Origin of the sequence: Leifsonia tongyongensis, assembly GCF_010686705.1 — a bacterium.
In the GTDB taxonomy this organism is placed as follows: Bacteria; Actinomycetota; Actinomycetes; order Actinomycetales; family Microbacteriaceae; genus Diaminobutyricibacter; species Diaminobutyricibacter tongyongensis.
Genome location: NZ_JAAGWY010000001.1, coordinates 934,751 through 950,896, shown reverse-complemented (window position 1 = coordinate 950,896; position 16,146 = coordinate 934,751). Strand labels below are relative to the sequence as shown.

The 16,146-nt window shown below is 68.6% G+C and carries 15 protein-coding genes; 11 read left to right on the top strand and 4 right to left on the bottom strand.

Translation table 11 applies throughout. From position 1 onward, the window contains the following. Positions 1-105 precede the first annotated feature (105 nt). A complete protein-coding gene (locus G3T36_RS04465) occupies positions 106-1,029 on the bottom strand; it encodes a 5'-3' exonuclease (protein WP_163289070.1) in 924 nt (307 codons plus the stop codon). Positions 1,030-1,280: 251 nt separating this feature from the next. Between G3T36_RS04465 and G3T36_RS04460 the strand changes: the two genes are divergently transcribed. Continuing rightward, positions 1,281-1,526, top strand: coding sequence for a hypothetical protein (locus tag G3T36_RS04460; RefSeq protein ID WP_163288242.1), 246 nt, complete (start codon positions 1,281-1,283; stop codon positions 1,524-1,526). A 100-nt stretch (positions 1,527-1,626) separates the two neighbouring features. On the opposite strand, the gene G3T36_RS04455 is transcribed toward G3T36_RS04460, so the two are convergent. After that, positions 1,627-2,217 carry a cation efflux transmembrane domain-containing protein gene (locus G3T36_RS04455; protein WP_163288240.1) on the bottom strand — a complete coding sequence of 197 codons (591 nt, stop codon included), beginning with the start codon at positions 2,215-2,217 and terminating at the stop codon, positions 1,627-1,629. A 136-nt stretch (positions 2,218-2,353) separates the two neighbouring features. On the opposite strand from G3T36_RS04455, the gene G3T36_RS04450 reads away from it, so the two are divergent. From G3T36_RS04450 to G3T36_RS04430, 5 genes are all read left to right on the top strand, one after another. Then, on the top strand, positions 2,354-3,253 hold the full coding sequence (locus G3T36_RS04450) for an SDR family oxidoreductase (protein ID WP_240148247.1): 900 nt from the start codon (positions 2,354-2,356) through the stop codon (positions 3,251-3,253). Positions 3,254-3,319: 66 nt separating this feature from the next. Then, a complete protein-coding gene (locus tag G3T36_RS04445) occupies positions 3,320-4,741 on the top strand; it encodes a ferredoxin reductase family protein (protein ID WP_163288238.1) in 1,422 nt (473 codons plus the stop codon). Beyond that, a complete protein-coding gene (locus tag G3T36_RS04440; RefSeq protein ID WP_163288236.1) occupies positions 4,738-5,241 on the top strand; it encodes an FMN-binding protein in 504 nt (167 codons plus the stop codon). The genes G3T36_RS04445 and G3T36_RS04440 overlap by 4 nt, the downstream gene beginning before the upstream one ends. Next, positions 5,238-6,017 carry an FAD:protein FMN transferase gene (locus tag G3T36_RS04435; protein ID WP_338031463.1) on the top strand — a complete coding sequence of 260 codons (780 nt, stop codon included), beginning with the start codon at positions 5,238-5,240 and terminating at the stop codon, positions 6,015-6,017. Before G3T36_RS04440 ends, G3T36_RS04435 begins: the two co-directional genes overlap by 4 nt. A 300-nt stretch (positions 6,018-6,317) precedes the next feature. Beyond that, positions 6,318-7,676, top strand: a complete 1,359-nt coding sequence (locus G3T36_RS04430) for a hypothetical protein (protein ID WP_205245004.1) — start codon at positions 6,318-6,320, stop codon at positions 7,674-7,676. A gap of 27 nt (positions 7,677-7,703) precedes the next feature. On the opposite strand, the gene G3T36_RS04425 is transcribed toward G3T36_RS04430, so the two are convergent. Further along, a complete protein-coding gene (locus tag G3T36_RS04425; RefSeq protein WP_163288234.1) occupies positions 7,704-8,885 on the bottom strand; it encodes an alkaline phosphatase family protein in 1,182 nt (393 codons plus the stop codon). Positions 8,886-9,019: 134 nt separating this feature from the next. Between G3T36_RS04425 and G3T36_RS04420 the strand changes: the two genes are divergently transcribed. The 4 genes from G3T36_RS04420 to G3T36_RS04405 all read left to right on the top strand — a co-directional run bounded on the left by G3T36_RS04420 (position 9,020) and on the right by G3T36_RS04405 (position 13,302). Beyond that, entirely contained in the window at positions 9,020-9,607 is a 588-nt protein-coding gene (locus G3T36_RS04420) for a class I SAM-dependent methyltransferase (protein WP_163288232.1), read from the top strand. Positions 9,608-9,715: 108 nt separating this feature from the next. After that, positions 9,716-11,569 (top strand): alpha-amylase family protein, encoded by a 1,854-nt coding sequence (locus tag G3T36_RS04415; protein WP_163288230.1) that lies wholly within the window; start codon positions 9,716-9,718, stop codon positions 11,567-11,569. A 95-nt stretch (positions 11,570-11,664) separates the two neighbouring features. Then, a complete protein-coding gene (locus tag G3T36_RS04410; protein WP_163288229.1) occupies positions 11,665-12,867 on the top strand; it encodes a Fic family protein in 1,203 nt (400 codons plus the stop codon). 66 nt (positions 12,868-12,933) lie between these two features. Continuing rightward, positions 12,934-13,302 (top strand): META domain-containing protein, encoded by a 369-nt coding sequence (locus tag G3T36_RS04405; RefSeq protein WP_163288227.1) that lies wholly within the window; start codon positions 12,934-12,936, stop codon positions 13,300-13,302. A 1-nt stretch (position 13,303) separates the two neighbouring features. On the opposite strand, the gene G3T36_RS04400 is transcribed toward G3T36_RS04405, so the two are convergent. After that, entirely contained in the window at positions 13,304-14,320 is a 1,017-nt protein-coding gene (locus G3T36_RS04400) for a zinc-dependent alcohol dehydrogenase (protein WP_163288225.1), read from the bottom strand. A gap of 62 nt (positions 14,321-14,382) precedes the next feature. Here G3T36_RS04400 and G3T36_RS04395 point away from each other — a divergent pair, with 62 nt between their 5' ends. Further along, a complete protein-coding gene (locus tag G3T36_RS04395; protein WP_163288223.1) occupies positions 14,383-16,101 on the top strand; it encodes an IlvD/Edd family dehydratase in 1,719 nt (572 codons plus the stop codon). The last annotated feature ends 45 nt before the right edge of the window (positions 16,102-16,146 follow it).

The window sequence follows — 16,146 nt, the reverse complement described above, 5'->3', positions numbered from 1 at the left end:
GCCTTCGGCCGCGATTCGGCAAAGAAGGTGGGTGTCCGCGCGCCTCACTAGTCATTTTTGACAAGCAGACGCCCGCCGGAGGGAGGGTGGAGTCGGACCGGGGCGTCAGGAAGGGGAAGCAGCAAGCTCGAGGGCGCGAAGGGCGCGCTCGAGCGAGCCGCCCAGTGCCCAGCGCTCGGAGAGTACGCGGGCGGCGGCCAGCCGGCTGTCGTCGAGCGGGCGGATGCGCGGATCGAACGCTCCGAACGCCAGGTCGCGGGCGACCTCGACCACACGGGGCGCGACCGCGAGGTAGTCGGCCGCCGCGAGAAGCCGGGTGCGCACCGCCGGCGAGAGGGGCGTGCCGGCATCATTCGCGGCGTCGACGATCCCGTCGAGGTCGCCGAATTCGCGGAGCAGGCCGGCTGCGGTCTTCTCCCCGACCCCGGCCACCCCGGGCAGTCCGTCTGATGGGTCGCCGCGCATCACGGCGAAGTCCGCGTACTGCCGCGGCGTGATGCCGTACTTCGTCTCGACCACGGAATCGGTGACGACCTCGAGGTTGCTCATCCCTTTGGCCGTGGAGATGACGCGCACGTCGGTCGCGTCGTCGACGAGCTGCAGCAGGTCGCGGTCGCTGGTGACGATGTCGACGGGAACGGTCGCCTGTGTCGCCAGGCTGCCGATGACGTCATCCGCTTCGTACCCGGCGGCGCCGACGATCGCGATCCCGAGTGCGTCGAGAACCTGCCGGATGATCGGCACCTGGTTGACCAGCAGTTCGGGCACTTCTTCGACATCCACGCCGCCCGGCACGGCATGCGCGACACGATGCGCCTTGTAGCTCGGGATGAGGTCGACCCTCCAGGCCGGGCGCCAGTCGTCGTCCCAGCAGGCGACGAGGTGGTCGGGCCTGTAGTCGGTGACGAGTCGCGCGATGATGTCGAGCAGCCCGCGGACCGCGTTCACCGGGGTTCCGTCAGGTGCGCGCACGGTGTCGGGCACGCCGTAGAAGCCCCGAAAGTAGAGGGCCGCAGTATCGAGGAGCATCAGTCGCCCGGTCACATGTCCGATCATGGCACGGCGGCTGGCCGGATTCCGGATGCTCAGCCAACTGTTCAGCAGGATTCCCAGGGTGACCGCAGGTAGGCACCGGCCCGGGATCACCCCAGTTGGCGGGACATATGCGCCGCGGAGCATGTTCCGCCTGACCGTTGAGCGTCGGGCCGACGTTCTTGGTTCGGCCGGACATAACGCAGAATTCACTTACGTTCCGGCGCATGCGGTGGGACAGTGAAGTCATGGCGAAGACAACGATTGAGAAGGCAGCCGGGTTCAACCCGATTTCGACTCTGCACGAGCTGGGATTCCGCAGCGAGCAGGCCTACGCGGCCGGCTTCGCGTCGATCATCCTCTCGATACTCGCGTGGCTGGTCTCACGCGGCAAGCACGACGAACGTGCGCAGGCCGACCGATGGGGGATCTTCATCGGGCACTGGGCGCCGACGTTCTTCGCGATCGGCATCGCGCTCAAGCACGAGGAGTAGCCGGCTCGGGCTCTGAGCACACCCGCCGAGCGTGACACTTACGGTCGAACGCGACCGGCGCCGAGCACACTCGCCCGGAACTGTCTCACTCGCGTCGCGCTCAGTCGCGGAAGATGTGCACGGCCTCGCGGACGGCGTAGAAGACGATGACGAGGCCGGCCAGCGGGTCGGCCCACCACCATCCGAATGCGAAGTCGAGGACGAGGCCGACGAGCACGGCCGTCGCAAGGATGCCGTCGATCAAGGTCACCCGGCCCTCGGTGAGCAGCACTGGATTCTGCAGCGCGCGGCCGACTCGCCACTTTCCGGTGGCGAGGGCGAACATCACGAGCGCGGTCGCGCCGGTCCACCAGATCCCTCCGGCGCCGGGGACCGGGCGGTGTCCGACCGCCAGTGCGACGATCGACTGCACGAGCAGGTAGGCCGCGAGGGCGACGAATGCCCAGCCGATCAGGCGGAGCGCTCTGTGCTGGCGCGCCTCGTCAGTGCCGGTGAGCTCCCAGATCACGACGGTGCTCGCGCCGATCTCGATCAGGCTGTCGAGCCCGAAACCGGCAAGGGCGACGGATGCGCTCCGGAGCACGAGCACGAGGATGACCACGACCCCGACCACGTTCCAGGCGAGCGTGATCGCCTCCAGCCCGATACCCGTCGCGCGGAGTCGCCGCTCATGTGCCACTTCGGTCGTCATCGCTCCATTCTCCGGCAGCGTGGTTCTCCGCGGACCCGCACGGCAACACTCGGCGTACCCTGAACTCAGGAAGCAGAGCAGAGACGGCCGCCCCTCGTGAGCAGCACGCCCCGCAGATTCGGATGGGGAGATCGCGATGGCTGAGAACACGCCCGGGCCTACGGCCGGCAAACCCATGACCGGCAAGACGGTGCTCGTGACTGGCGGGACGGGTGGCATCGGCCGTGCGACTGCCGTCGGCCTGGCGAGGTTGGGCGCCCGCGTGGGCATAACAGGACGGGATGCGGGGCGCACCGCCTCGGCGGCCGCCGCGATCGCAGGCGAGGCGGGAAACGCATCCGGCAGCCCCTCCGTGGACGCGTTCCCCGCCGACATGTCGTCGCAGACCGAGGTGCGCCGGCTCGCCGCCGCCGTCCTGGACGCGTATCCGCGGCTGGATGTGCTGGTCAACAATGTGGGCGGCTTCTGGGCCACCCGCCACTCGACGGCCGACGGGCTCGAGCACACCTATGCCGTCAACGTGCTCGCCCCGTTCCTGCTGACCGAGCTGCTGCTGGACCGGCTGAAGGCGAGCGCCCCGTCGCGCATCGTAACCGTCTCGTCGGGTGCACAGCGGATGGGCCGAATCGACTTCGACGACCTGCAGGGCGAGCGCGACTACTCCGGGCAGCGCGCATACAACCAGTCGAAGCTCGCGGACATCCTGTTCACGTTCGAGCTGGCGCGCCGGCTCGACGGGACCGGCGTGACCGCGAACACGCTGCATCCGGGGCTCGTCCGCACCTCGTTCGCTGCGGAGGACTCGTCGCCGGCCTGGAAGGTGATGATCCCGCTCCTGCGGCCGTTCATGAAATCGCCGGCGCGCGGGGCCGAGACGTCGATCTTCCTGGCGTCGTCACCCGACGTCGAGGGAGTCTCCGGCGTCTATTTCTCGGGGCGCAAGCCGGCGAAGGTGAACCCGATCGCCGACGATCGGTCGGCCGCCGCCCGTCTCTGGAAGGCGAACTCCCAGCTGGTCGGGCTGACACATCCTTAAGGATTCCTAAGGAAACGTGCAGCCAGCACGGGGGTCGATCCAGAATCCTGCTAGAAACCGGCTGGGATGATCGGTGGGACGAACTTCGAGGAGGCCGCGACGAATGGGAGCCCGAACGTGAGCGCGATCGCGACCCCGCGTCGCATCAGCGTTCGCGGACCGAGCGCGCGTGCGCAGCGGCGCCACTCCCGCGTCGTGCGGATCGTCCTGGTGGCCGGCGGGGTGGTGGTCCTCTGGATGTGGTGGGCCGGCGTGCCGTCCACGGCAGCCGCGACCCCTTCCGCCCTCGTCACGACCTTCGGCGAACTGAGCGGGATGATCGCTGCCTACCTCGTGTGTGCGCAGGTGCTGCTCATCGCGCGGATTCCCTGGTTCGAGCGAGCCGTCGGTCTCGACAAGCTCGTGCTGTGGCACCGCACGCTCGGCACGACCGTGGTGCTCCTCGTCGTCACCCATGTCGTGGCGATGATCGTCGGCGGTGAGCTGCTCGACCGTTCGATGCCGTGGTCCGAACTGATCTCGATCCTGCAGAACTACCCCGACATGCTGGTCGCGCTGCTCGGCACCATCGCGTTCATCGCCGTCGGGCTCAGCAGCGCACGCCTGCTGCGGGCGCGCCTCTCCTATGAGGTCTGGTACTGGCTGCACCTCACCACTTATGTCGCGATCTTCCTCACCTTCCTCCACCAGCTGAGTGCCGGGACCCATTTCGTCGCAAGCCCCATCAACCGCGCCGTCTGGCTCCTCCTGTACCTGGGAACCGCATCCGCCGTGCTCACCTGGCGGTTCATCCTGCCCACGGCGAACGCCTGGCGGCACCGGATGCGCGTCGAATCGGTCGTGCGCGAGAACGCCGGCACCACCAGCGTGTGGTTCACGGGCCCGCACCTCGACGAACTCGGCGTGCGTGCCGGGAACTTCCTGCTCTTCCGGTTCCTCTCGTGGGGCCACCTGCTCACCGCGCATCCGTATTCGGTGTCGCGGGTGCCGTACGACGGGCGGCTGCGGATCACGGTCGGGGCTCTCGGGAACCATTCGGCGCTGGTCCGCGAACTCGAACCGGGCACACTCGTCTTCGTCGAAGGACCGTTCGGCCACTTCACGGCCGACCGGGCGAGCCGTGAACGCATCCTGCTCATCGCCGGCGGCGCCGGGATCGGCCCGATCCGCGCGCTCGCCGAAGAGCTGACCGCGCGCGGGCTGACGCCGGTGCTGATCTACCGCGCCCACTCGGCCGGGACCCTCGCACTGCTTGACGAGCTCCGGGCGCTTCCCGGTCTCACCGTGATCCCTGTTGTCGGGCGGCGGAGCGAGCTGGGATACGACCCGCTCTCGCCCGGCGCGCTCGGGACGATCATCCGGGACCTGCACAACTGGGAGGTCTTCGTCTGCGGGCCTGAGGGAATGATGCTGACCGTCGAAGCGTCGCTGCGGGAACTGCAGGTGCCGAAGCGATTCATCCACCGAGAAGAACTGAGCATGTCATGAGGCGCAACAAGTGGAGGGGCACGATCCTGTTCGTGGTGATCCTCACGGTCATGGGACTCACCGTCGGACTGCGGCTGTACGGGGCCGGGCAGCCGACGGCCTCGTCGCATGCGGTGTCGCTGCCGCCCAGTGCGAGCCCGAGTGCGAGCGCGACACCGAGCGCATCCGCACCGGCCGCATCCGCCGCGCCCGCGGCCACGCCATCCCCGTCTGCCGCCCCCGTCGCCGCGGCGAAGAAGGTCGACGGGGCCGTCGAGCAGACGCCGTACGGGCCTATCCAGGTGGAGTTGACCTACACCGGCACGCGCATCACGGCGGTCACCGAGCTCCAGGCGCCGAACGACCGCGGGCGCAGCGTCGAGATCAACGCCCAGGCCGGCCCGATCCTGGAACAGGAAGTCCTCTCGTCGCAGTCCGCGAAGATCGACACGGTCTCGGGTGCGACCTACACGTCGGACGGCTACGCGCAGTCGGTGCAGTCGGCGATCGACAAGTCGTGAGGTTCGTCCAGACCGTGATGGGCATCCCGATGTCGATCGACATCAGGGATGGCGACGCGGCGGGATCGGGAGCGGCGGATGAGGCGGCGGATGCTCGGGGCTGGGCCGATGCGGCGGCTGCGGCGTTCGCCGTCATGACCGAGGCTGACGGGCGCTTCAGCAGCTACCGCGACGACAGCGAACTCTCGCGGGTGAACCGGGGGCTGATCCACGAGAGCGCCTACAGCGGCGACCTCCGCGAGGTGATCGAGATCGGTGAGCGGTTCCGTATCGCCTCCGGCGGGGCGTTCACCGTCCGCAGACCTGACGGTGCCCTCGACACCGACGGGGTCGTGAAAGGGTGGGCTGCAGCACGGGCCGCCGGCGTTCTCCGGTCACGGGGCGTGACGGATTTCTGCCTGAATGCCGGGGGCGACGTGGTCGTCGGCGGATCGCCGGGCGAGGGCGCGGCGTGGAACGTCGGCATCCGCTCGCCGGCAGACCCTGCACAGATGTGGGCCGTGCTCTCCGTCACCGACTGCGGCGTTGCCACCTCGGGTGCGTACGAGCGCGGGTCGCACATCCTGGACGGCCGCACCGGCCTGGCCGCCACCGGGCTGGCCAGCGTGACCGTGCTCTCCGACGACCTGACCACCGCCGATGTGCTGGCCACGGCGGTCTTCGCGCTCGGCCCCGACGGCGTGCCGTGGGCTCTCGGCCAGGGCGCGACCGGTGTGCTCGCCCTCACCCCGGCCGGCGCCGCGCTCGCCGCCGGCGACGTCCCCTTCGCCCGCTGATCCCCGTCCGCCGAGTCGTCACTAACTCCCCGAATTCCGCGCGGATTCGGGGAGTTAGCGACGACTCGTCCGCAAGAGAGGGGCGACTCATACCGATTGGGAGACGTTTCACTGACAACTCACAGAAGGCTGCAATGCCGCTGCGAGTTTCCGGAGATATGTGTCCGGATCGCCGTTTCGATGTGACTTCTGCGTAACGAACCCATAACATCGGATGGGTATCCCGAAGACTGATTGGTTTTCGACAGATGCTCAGTTAGACGTGAACAGGCCGTTTCGCGTCATTGCGAAAGGTTCTGTGTGACACGCTCGAGCACGTTTGGGGGGAACCCGCAACCGACGGCACCCCTCCCACCTGCCGAGTCGAACCCGTCCACCGAACCTGTCTTCGCCTCGCGCCGCGCCCGGCGCGAGTTCGAGCGCGCGACCACCGGCGAGATTCAGACGCCCGAATTCCCTGGTCCCATCGCGCCCGCCGAGCCGATCGCATCCGCCGAGCGGATCGCATCCGCCGAGCCGCTTCGGTTCCAGCCTGCCCAGCCCGTCGCGCCCGCCCAGCTCGTCCAGCCTGCCCAGCCCGTCGCGCCTGCCCAGCTCGTCGCGCCCGCGCAGCCTGCCCAGCCCGTCGGGCCCGCCCAGCCCGTCGCGCCCGCGCAGCTCGCCCAGCCCGTCGCGCCCGCGCAGCTCGCCCAGCCCGTCGCGCCCGCCCAGCTCGTCCGGCCCGCCCAGCCCGCCGGCCTCCCCGAGTCCGCCGACCCCATCGCGACCGTCGTCGCTGTCGAGCATCCTGACGCCCCCACCGTGAGTGCAGAGGCCGCCGAAGCCGTGGTGCGCCGCGCACGCCCCGTGCGTCGCCCGCCGCTCGCCGCGACGAAGAATCCGAGCGCCCACCGTGCCCGCCGCGAGCAGCTGTCGCAGCGCTCGCGCGTTCGGCGCACCTGGGCCAAGATCGGTGTCGTCCTGGCCGCAAGCGGGCTGCTCGGCACCGCCGCGCTTCCCGCTTACGCCGCACCCCCCGCGGTGTCGGCGCAGGGCTCCGCAACGGCTGGCGTCCAGACCATGACCGGTCGCGGCACGGCCGCTCCGGTGGCGACACGCGACCAGTTCAGCGTCATGGAGAATCCGCTGCTGCTCGACTCGACGACCGGTGTGACGGTCTCACCCACCGTGCAGGCGCTCGCGCAGAAGCTGATGGGTGCGGTCGCACAGGGTCGCCTGACCGGTTCGGTGCCCGACCATATCCCCGAGATCGAGTACCTCGCCCAGGGGCGCGTCGTGCCGAACTGCGGCATCGACTATCGCGTGCTGCAGACCATCGACGTGGCGCTCAGCGTCTTCAACACCGTCGGCGTCAGCGACATCAACCGCCGCTGCACGGGCCAGATCGAGGGCGCCGGCAGCGCATCCTCGCACTACGCCAACGGCGGCGGGCACGCCGTCGACTTCTTCCTGCTCAACGGGCAGTCGCTGTCCGGCGGCGACGCCAATTCCGTGAAACTGATCCAGGCGCTCGACCCGGTCGTGCCGCCGCTGACGAACGTCGGCCAGTCGGAGTGCCGCTCGTCGCTGAGCCTCACCAACTTCGTGTCGTTCGACGACACCTGCAATCACCTGCACATCGATTTCGGAAACGCGCAGGGCGCCACGCTCAAGTGGTGATCCAGCCTCGCGTTCGAGCCGGGTGGCTCAGGGCGCGGGCGGCGGTTTCGGTGGCTTCGGGTTGACCTTGCCGTCGGTCGGGGCCGGAATCGTGCTCCCGTCGAGGGCCACGAGTGGCGGCAGTGGCGTGTTGAGGGTGCCCGGCCACGGCTGAGGCTCCACCGGTTTCGGCGTCGGGGTCGGCGGTGCCGGCTGCTGGATGACCGTACCGGGCGCCGGCGGAACCGGGCGGCTCAGCGACGCCTTCACATGGTGGGCGAGGGATGGCCCGCCGTCGACGCGCTCGACGCCCATCGGCCCGAGCCCGAGCAGGTCGATGATCGTCTTCGGGATGGAGGCGTGCGAATGCCATTCCGGATCGATGGCCTGTTCGACGGCGCCACCGAACATGATGAGCGGGATGCGCGAGCCGCCGATGATCTGGAACCCGTCGGGGTGGAGCGCATCCGGAACCGTCTCGATCGACGGGGTCGGCACCGAGTCCGCGTACCCGCCCCAGTCGTCCCACGTGAGGATGAAGGTCGTCTCGTCCCAGCCGCCCCCGTCGATGACCGCCTGCACGCGCTGCCAGACGAGGTCGTGTCCTTTGGTGATGTAGTCGGGTGCGCTGACGGCCGGCGGATGCTCGTCGTAGCCCGTAGGCGACCAGACGTAGCAGACCTGCGGCAGCGTTCCCCCGACCGCCATGGGGATGAACTGGGTCGGGGGGTGGACGTTTGCGTTGCCCGGGGCCTCCGACAGGGTCTTGTAGAACTTGACGGGGTAGCCGCTCTGGTCGGGGAACGCCCCCCACGAGACGCCGGCCGCTTCGGCGACCGAGAAGATCGACGGCAGGTTCCACACCGGGTGGGGCCCCACGAAGGGCGGGTTCTTCAGCGTCGGCATCTGACCGCCCACGGCGAGCATGTGCCCCGGCGTCGAATTGGACCCGGGCCCGAACTGGTGGTCGGCGAAGACGAATTGTTTGGCGAGCCAGCTGTAGAACGGGATGAGCTTGTCGTTGTCGAGTTGCGCGACCTCGCCCGGGTAGTCGCCCATCGCGTAGTGGACCCAGGCGCTCCGGTCGTGCGGCTGGTCGAAGTTCGGCGGTGCCGGCAGCAGCTTTCCGTTGTTGGCGACCGCGGCACCCCACGCGGCCATCGTCGGAAAGTAGAAGTCGGGGGTCTTGTTCTCCTGGAGGAAGACGATCACCCTTTTCGTCGCTGCCATCCCGCACCCCTCAGTCGCTCGACGGTGTCACGTTCACGATGCAAGCACTCGTCGGCCGCGAAAGACAGTGGGTAAGGGTGAACAATCGATGTGAATGCGATGCGATGCGATGCGAAGGGAAGCGGGGAGCCAGGATGACCGGTGTGACGCGCGACGAACTGCGGCGGCGCGCCTTCGGGGTGTTCGCGGGCATCCGGGGCCGGGTTCTCGAAGTCGGTGCGGGCGAGGGGGAGAACCTCGGCGCGTTCGCGGGGGAGGTGTCGTGGACCGGGATCGAGCCCGACGACCGGTCCCGGCGCGAATTGGAGGTCGCAGCGCGAGGCCGCGCCTTCGTGGACGCGGTGCTCGACGCGCGGTGTGAGGCGCTGCCGTTCTCTGACGCCTCGTTCGACGCAGTGATCGCGACCCTGGTGTTCTGCTCAGTGACCGACGTCGACGCCTCGTTCGCCGAGGTGTTCCGCGTGCTCAAACCCGGTGGAACACTGGCCTGCGTCGAACATGTGCGTGCGGCCGAGGGTTCGGCGCGGCTGCTCGTTCAGAACCTGGCGACGCCGCTCGCGGCCCGATGGGACGGCAACTGCCACTGGAACCGCGACCCCGTGAGCGCGGCGCGGGCGGCGGGATTCCACGACGTGCGGCTCGAGAGCTTCGAGCTCGATACGGGCGTTCCGTTCCTGCCCGCTCCCTGCGTGGTCTACGTGGGCGTGAAGCCACGTTTCTAGACGGCCTTGATTGCGGACGCCCGCCACAGCCCATCCCGCGTCGGACACTCACGGGCCAGCTAGTTCTTCGGACGCACCGGAGCGTAGGCTCGACCCCGGGAGCGTGACATGAGCTCAGCAGCGGGCCCCGATGATGCGGAACGGACGTCGCGAGACCGACGGGACGTCGAGGTGGCGCGACTCGAGCGGCTGCTGCGGGAGATCTACGGCCGTGACGACCGGCTGGATGCGCAACTCGCCGGCCTCCTCGCCGACCTCGACGCCTCCTGGCAGTCGCGTTCGCCGGAGCTGAAGGAGCTGGACCGCCAGCATCTCGCGGACCCCGCATGGTTCGAATCGAACCGGATGCTCGGTGGCGTCTGCTACGTCGACCGGTACGCCGGAACGCTGCAGGGCCTGCGGGACCGCATCCCGTACTTCCGTGAACTCGGGCTGACCTACCTGCACCTGATGCCCCTGTTTCTCGCGCCCGACGACAACTCGGACGGCGGCTATGCTGTCTCGAGCTACCGACAGGTGTCGCCCGAGGTCGGGACGATGTCGGACCTGCGGCAGGTGGCCGATGAGTTGCGGTCGAACGGGATCGCGCTTGCTGTCGACTTCGTGTTCAACCACACCTCCGACGAGCACGGGTGGGCGCGGAGAGCGCGGGCCGGGGTTCCCGAATTCGAGGAGTACTACTGGATCTTCCCCGACCGGACGATGCCGGATGCGTTCGAGCAGACGACGAGGGAGATCTTTCCCGACGACCATCCCGGCTCGTTCGTGCGTCTCGACGATGGTCGCTGGGTGTGGACGACGTTCCATTCGTTCCAGTGGGACCTCAACTATTCGAACCCCGCCGTGTTCCGCGCCATGGCGAACGAGCTGCTCTTCCTCGCGAACCAGGGGGTGAGCGTCCTGCGTATGGACGCGGTCGCGTTCATCTGGAAGCAGCTCGGCACGTCGAGCGAGAACCTGCCGGAGGCGCACCTGCTGCTGCAGGCGTTCAACGCGGTGTGCCGCATCGCCGCGCCCTCGGTGCTGTTCCTGTCGGAGGCGATCGTGCACCCCGACCAGGTCGTCGAGTACATGAGCCCCGGCGAATGCCAGCTCAGCTACAACCCTCTGCAGATGGCCCTGATCTGGAACACCCTCGCAACCCGGGATGTGCGGATGCTCTCCCAGGCGCTCGAGCGGCGCCACGCCACACCGCCGGGCACCGCGTGGATCAACTATGTGCGCAGCCACGACGACATCGGCTGGACGTTCGCGGACGAGGACGCCGCCGAACTGGGAATCGACGGGTTCGATCACCGCCGGTTCCTGAACCAGTTCTACGTCGGCCGGTTTCCCGGGAGTTTCGCCCGTGGCGTGCCGTTTCAGGAGAATCCGAAGACGGGCGATGCGCGGGTCTCCGGCACGACGGCGTCGCTGGCCGGGCTGGAGGCCGCGGACCCGCTCGCCGTGCGGCGCATCCTCCTGGCCCATTCGATCATCCTGAGCACCGGGGGTCTTCCGCAGTTCTACCTCGGCGACGAGGTCGGGCAGCTCAACGACTACACGTATGTCGACGATCCCGCTCATCGCGATGACAGCCGCTGGGTCGGCCGGCCGCGGTATCCGGCCGAGCTGTATGAGCAGCGACGGTCTTTCGCCACGAATGCGGGAGCGCTGTACCAGAGTCTGAGCCGCCTCGTCGAGATCCGCTCCGCGACGCCGGAGTTCGCGGGTTCGCGGCTGGTCGGCTTCACCACCCACAACGACCGGGTGCTCGGATACCAGCGGCCGGGCGAGACGGCCACCATCATCGTGCTCGCGAACTTCGGTGACGGTCGCGAGCAGGTGGATGCGCTCACGCTGTCGGGGATCGAATCCGGATGCTTCGACCTCGTCACCGGCGCCCAGTTCGACTTCGCCGACGGCCTCGACCTCGCGCCCGGCCAGTTCGTCTGGCTGCGCAGCACAGCCACGAAGGCGTGAGTCCCGGGGGTCTTAGCCAAAGGCTAAGTGTCTAGCCTTTGGTAAGAACCCTCCTTACCAAAGGCTATGGCCCTATCCTTTGGTAAGCTCGGACCGTGGCAAAGGATGAGCGTGTTCAGGTGAGCTGGCCGACGATCGGTTTCGAATCCCGCCCGTGGACGTCGGGTGGTGACGTGGTAGCGTCCCGGCGCGCACTGAGGGCTGCGCGCGGAGACTACCGGGCGGCCGTTCCGCCGATGATCGCACGCGTGCCCGTCATCCTGTCACCGGATGCTCTGGCTGCGGCCGACGACGCCAGCCGTGAACTGACCCGGTTCGATGGTGAGGCGGGGCTTGTGACCGCACCGTTCGCATCCATCCTTCTCCGAACGGAGAGTGCGTCGAGCTCAGAGGTCGAGAATCTCACTTCGAGTGCGAAGCAGGTCGCCCTCGCCGAGATCGGCGAATCCCGGTCGGGAAACGCGCGGCTCGTGCTGGCGAACGTCCGGGCCATGAAAGCCGCGCTCATTCTCTCCGACCGGATCGACGAGTCGGCGATCATCGAAATGCACGAGGCGCTGCTGTCCGACTCGGCACCGCACATCATCGGACGCTGGCGCGACGAGCAGGTGTGGATCGGGGGTGGCAGTGTGTCCCCGCACTCTGCGACGTTCGTCCCGCCCCACCACGATCGTGTTCAGGAGCTGATGACGGACCTCGTGGGATTCGCCGAGCGCGCCGACGTGCCCGTGCTCGCGCTGGCGGCTATCACCCACGCGCAATTCGAGACGATCCACCCCTTTCCCGACGGCAACGGGCGCACGGGGCGCGCCCTCCTCCAGGCCATGCTTCGAAGCGGAGGCGTGACTCGGAATGCGACGGTTCCCGTTTCAGCCGGTCTCCTTCACGATCTCGATGGGTATTTCCGGTCACTCGACGCCTACCGCGCGGGCAACCCGGATGCCATCGTCATGGCGGTCGCCGAGGCGGCGTTCGCTGCGATCAACAACGGACGGCGACTGGTCGCCGACATCCGGTCCGCCTCGGAACGGTGGAACGGGGTTGTCGTCGCCCGCTCCGATTCATCGGTTCACAAGCTGAAGGAGTACCTCATCGGCCAACCCGTGGTGAACGTGAAGACGGTCGCTGCTGCGCTCGCCGTGAGCGAGATCGCGGCGGCCGGGTCGATCACGAGGCTGGAAGAGACGGGTATCCTCACCCGGACGTCCGGCGATGCTCGCAACCGGCTCTGGCAGGCCACGGAGATCCTGGATGCACTCGACGCGTTCGCTGCACGCGCGCGCCGAGCGCGAGCCTGATCTCGCTTCGAGCTCCAGCGAAATGCAAACATTTCGCTCGGAGGCGGTGACCGCTAGGTTCGAGCCATGAAGTCCGTCAGGCTCGCTCGAACCGTCTTCGTCGTCGCCGCCCTCGTGGTGGTCGCCGCTCTCGCCGGATGCTCATCTTCTGGATCGTCGTTCACCGGCACCTGGGGATCGAGTGCCGCCGGCCAGCCCAACCTCACCATCAAAGATGACGGAACGTTTTCCGGCACCGACGGCTGCAACGCCCTCAGCGGCAAGGGCACCATCTCCGGCGGCACCTTCACGTTCGGCCCGTTCGCATCGACCCAGGTCCACTGCGAAGGGGTCAACCCGTGGCTCAACCTGGCCCACACGGCCACGGTCGACGGCAACACACTGACGGTCTACAAGAACGGCGGCGCCAAGATCGGCACCCTCGAAAAGCAGTGAGTCAGTCGCCGGGAAGGGCGACGTGCACTTTCGGCCCGGGTCCTGCCCCCTCAGGTCGCACGCCGTCGAGCACCGGGGCGAGCTCGTCCAGCGGAAGCACGGCCGCGACGAGCGGGCGGGGGTCCACGGACCCGTTCGCGAAAGCTTCGATCGCACCGTCGAGGCCCTGACTGCCGCCCAGGATCCCGACGGCCGTGACGTCTTTGAGAACCAGCGTCCGCGTGTCGATGGCGCTCGGGCTGCCGGCCAGTCCGACATAGACGACCCGGCGGCCAGGCTCGACGAGGTCGAGTGCGAGCGCCGGCAGATGTGGTGCGTTCGACGCGTCGATGACCGCATCCCACGGAAGCTCCGGAAGCGTCTCGTCGGTCCAGGCGTCCTCGAAACCCAGAGATCGCGCGAACCCGAGGGATCGGCCGCTGCGGCCCATCACGTGCACTTCGGCGCCGGCGGCCCTCGCGAACATCGCAGCGAGCAGCCCGATGGTCCCCGCTCCGAGGACGAGCGCACGGTCGCCGGGGCGAAGGCCGGCCGCCCGCACGGAACGGAGCGCGTTGCCGGCAGGCTCGACGAGCGCACCGGCCGCGTCATCGACGCTGTCGGGCAGTGGATGCAGGTACGCGGCCGGGTAGGCCAGCCGTTCCGCGAGCGCGCCAGGGCGTCCGTTGCGGATACCCAGCTCAGTGCGGAACTCGCAGACATGATGGCGGCCGTCGAGGCAGCGATAGCAGCGGCCGCATCCGAGCATGGTGTCGCCGGTGACGCGGCGGCCGACCCAGACCGGGTCGACGCCGTCGCCGACTGCAGTGACCACGCCCATCCACTCGTGACCCAGCCTGATGGGGTACGACGCGTGGCCGTCGTGCAGGTACTGCATGTGGCCGGTGAAGAACTCGACGTCGGTGCCGCAGACGCCCGCGCGGCGCACCTGGATCAGCACTTCGCCTGCTGCCGGCGCCGGCTCCGGAACGTCCTCGACGCCGGCATCACCGGGGCCGCGGACGACGAAGGCTTTCATTGCGCGCCCGAGTTCGCCATCCTGACATCATAGGGACCACGATCGGCGAAAGCTGGAACACAATGGCGTCTGACCTCCGAAGCTCCGAATGGTATTCCGGGGATGCGCGCAACGCGTACATCCATCGCGCGTGGATGCGCCGAGGGGCGCCGGCCAGCGCCTTCGAGGGGCGGCCGCAGATCGCGATCGCGAACACCGCCTCCGACCTGACACCATGCAACGCCCACCTCACCGAGGTCGCCCAGTCGGTGAAGAACGGGATCTACGAGGCCGGCGGCATCCCACTGGAACTGCCGGTGGTGTCCCTCGGCGAGACCCAGGTGCGGCCGACGGCGATGCTGTGGCGCAACATGGCCGCCATGGCGACGGAGGAGATGCTGCGGGCCAACCCGATCGACGGCGTCGTCCTCCTCGGCGGATGCGACAAGACGATCCCGTCGCTCCTGATGGCGGCCGCATCCGTCGACCTGCCGGCCGTCGTCGTGCCGGGCGGTCCGATGCTGACCGGGACGTTTCGCGGCGAAGCGCTCGGCTGTGGAACGGATGTCTGGCGACTCAGCGAAGAGGTGCGCGCGGGAACGCTCAGCGAAGACCAGTTCCTGAGGTCGGAGTCGTCGATGATCCGCAGCCGCGGACACTGCAACACGATGGGGACCGCCTCGACCATGGCGCTGGTCGCGGAGGCGCTCGGCACGGTCATCCCCGGGCTCGCCGGAACGCCGGCACCCGACAGCCGGCTCCTCGAAGCGGCGCATGAGACGGGGCGGCTGGCCGTCGAGCTCGTCGCGGCCGACCGGCGCCCGAGCACCCTCCTGACGGCCGCGAGCTTCCACAACGCGATCGTGGCGCTCGCCGCGATCGGCGGCTCCACCAACGCCGTCGTGCACCTGCTGGCGATCGCGGGACGGCTCGGCATCGAGCTGACGATCGACGACTTCGACCGGATCGGCGCAGACGTGCCCCTGCTCGTCAACCTGCAGCCCGCCGGCCACTACCTCATGGACGACCTGCAGCGGGCGGGCGGCTTCCTCGCCGTGCTGCGCGAAGTGCGCGACCTGCTCGACCCGACAGCGCTCACCATCACCGGCCGGCCGCTGGTCGACTACCTCGACGAGGCGCGGATCTGGGACCCGGACGTCATCGCCTCGAGGGCGAATCCCCTTCTGCCGGCTGCCGGGATCACCGTGTTGCGCGGCAGTCTCGCGCCCGGTGGCGCGATCATCAAGCCGGCCGCCGCATCCGCTCACCTCCTCAAGCACCGCGGACGTGCGATGGTGTTCGACAGCATCGAAGACTTCCGCGCACGCATCGACGACCCCGAACTCGACGTCGACGAGGATTCGGTGCTGATCCTGCGCGGCTGCGGACCGAAAGGCTACCCGGGCATGCCCGAGGTCTCGAACATGCCGCTGCCGAAGAAGCTGCTGGAGAAGGGCGTGCGCGACATGGTGCGCATCTGCGACGGCCGGATGAGCGGGACGGCCTACGGGACGGTCATCCTGCACGTGACGCCGGAGTCCGCCGCGGGCGGGCCGCTCCAGGTCGTGCAGACCGGCGACTGGATCGTGCTCGACGTGCGCAATCGTCGTCTCGACATCGATGTTCCGGATGCGGAACTGGCCGCGCGTGTGCCGAACGACGCGACGGTGAACGGGTACGCAAATCCGCGCCGCGGCTGGGAACGCCTCTACATCGACCACGTGCTGCAGGCCGACCAGGGTGCCGACCTCGACTTCCTGCGTGGGGCGAGCGGTTCGAAGGTGAGCCGCGAATCCCATTGAGGGCGCCCATCCGCTGAGGGCGCCCATCCGCTGAGCCCGAGGGTG

Excerpts from the sequence above, each read along its gene's own strand:
- G3T36_RS04465 (WP_163289070.1), bottom strand. The coding sequence starts at position 1,029 with ATGCTCCTCGATACTGCGGCCCTCTACTTTCGGGGCTTCTACGGCGTG.
- G3T36_RS04460 (WP_163288242.1), top strand. The coding sequence starts at position 1,281 with ATGGCGAAGACAACGATTGAGAAGGCAGCCGGGTTCAACCCGATTTCG.
- G3T36_RS04455 (WP_163288240.1), bottom strand. The coding sequence starts at position 2,217 with ATGACGACCGAAGTGGCACATGAGCGGCGACTCCGCGCGACGGGTATC.
- G3T36_RS04450 (WP_240148247.1), top strand. The coding sequence starts at position 2,354 with ATGGCTGAGAACACGCCCGGGCCTACGGCCGGCAAACCCATGACCGGC.
- G3T36_RS04445 (WP_163288238.1), top strand. The coding sequence starts at position 3,320 with ATGATCGGTGGGACGAACTTCGAGGAGGCCGCGACGAATGGGAGCCCG.
- G3T36_RS04440 (WP_163288236.1), top strand. The coding sequence starts at position 4,738 with ATGAGGCGCAACAAGTGGAGGGGCACGATCCTGTTCGTGGTGATCCTC.
- G3T36_RS04425 (WP_163288234.1), bottom strand. The coding sequence starts at position 8,885 with ATGGCAGCGACGAAAAGGGTGATCGTCTTCCTCCAGGAGAACAAGACC.
- G3T36_RS04420 (WP_163288232.1), top strand. The coding sequence starts at position 9,020 with ATGACCGGTGTGACGCGCGACGAACTGCGGCGGCGCGCCTTCGGGGTG.
- G3T36_RS04415 (WP_163288230.1), top strand. The coding sequence starts at position 9,716 with ATGAGCTCAGCAGCGGGCCCCGATGATGCGGAACGGACGTCGCGAGAC.
- G3T36_RS04405 (WP_163288227.1), top strand. The coding sequence starts at position 12,934 with ATGAAGTCCGTCAGGCTCGCTCGAACCGTCTTCGTCGTCGCCGCCCTC.
- G3T36_RS04400 (WP_163288225.1), bottom strand. The coding sequence starts at position 14,320 with ATGAAAGCCTTCGTCGTCCGCGGCCCCGGTGATGCCGGCGTCGAGGAC.
- G3T36_RS04395 (WP_163288223.1), top strand. The coding sequence starts at position 14,383 with ATGGCGTCTGACCTCCGAAGCTCCGAATGGTATTCCGGGGATGCGCGC.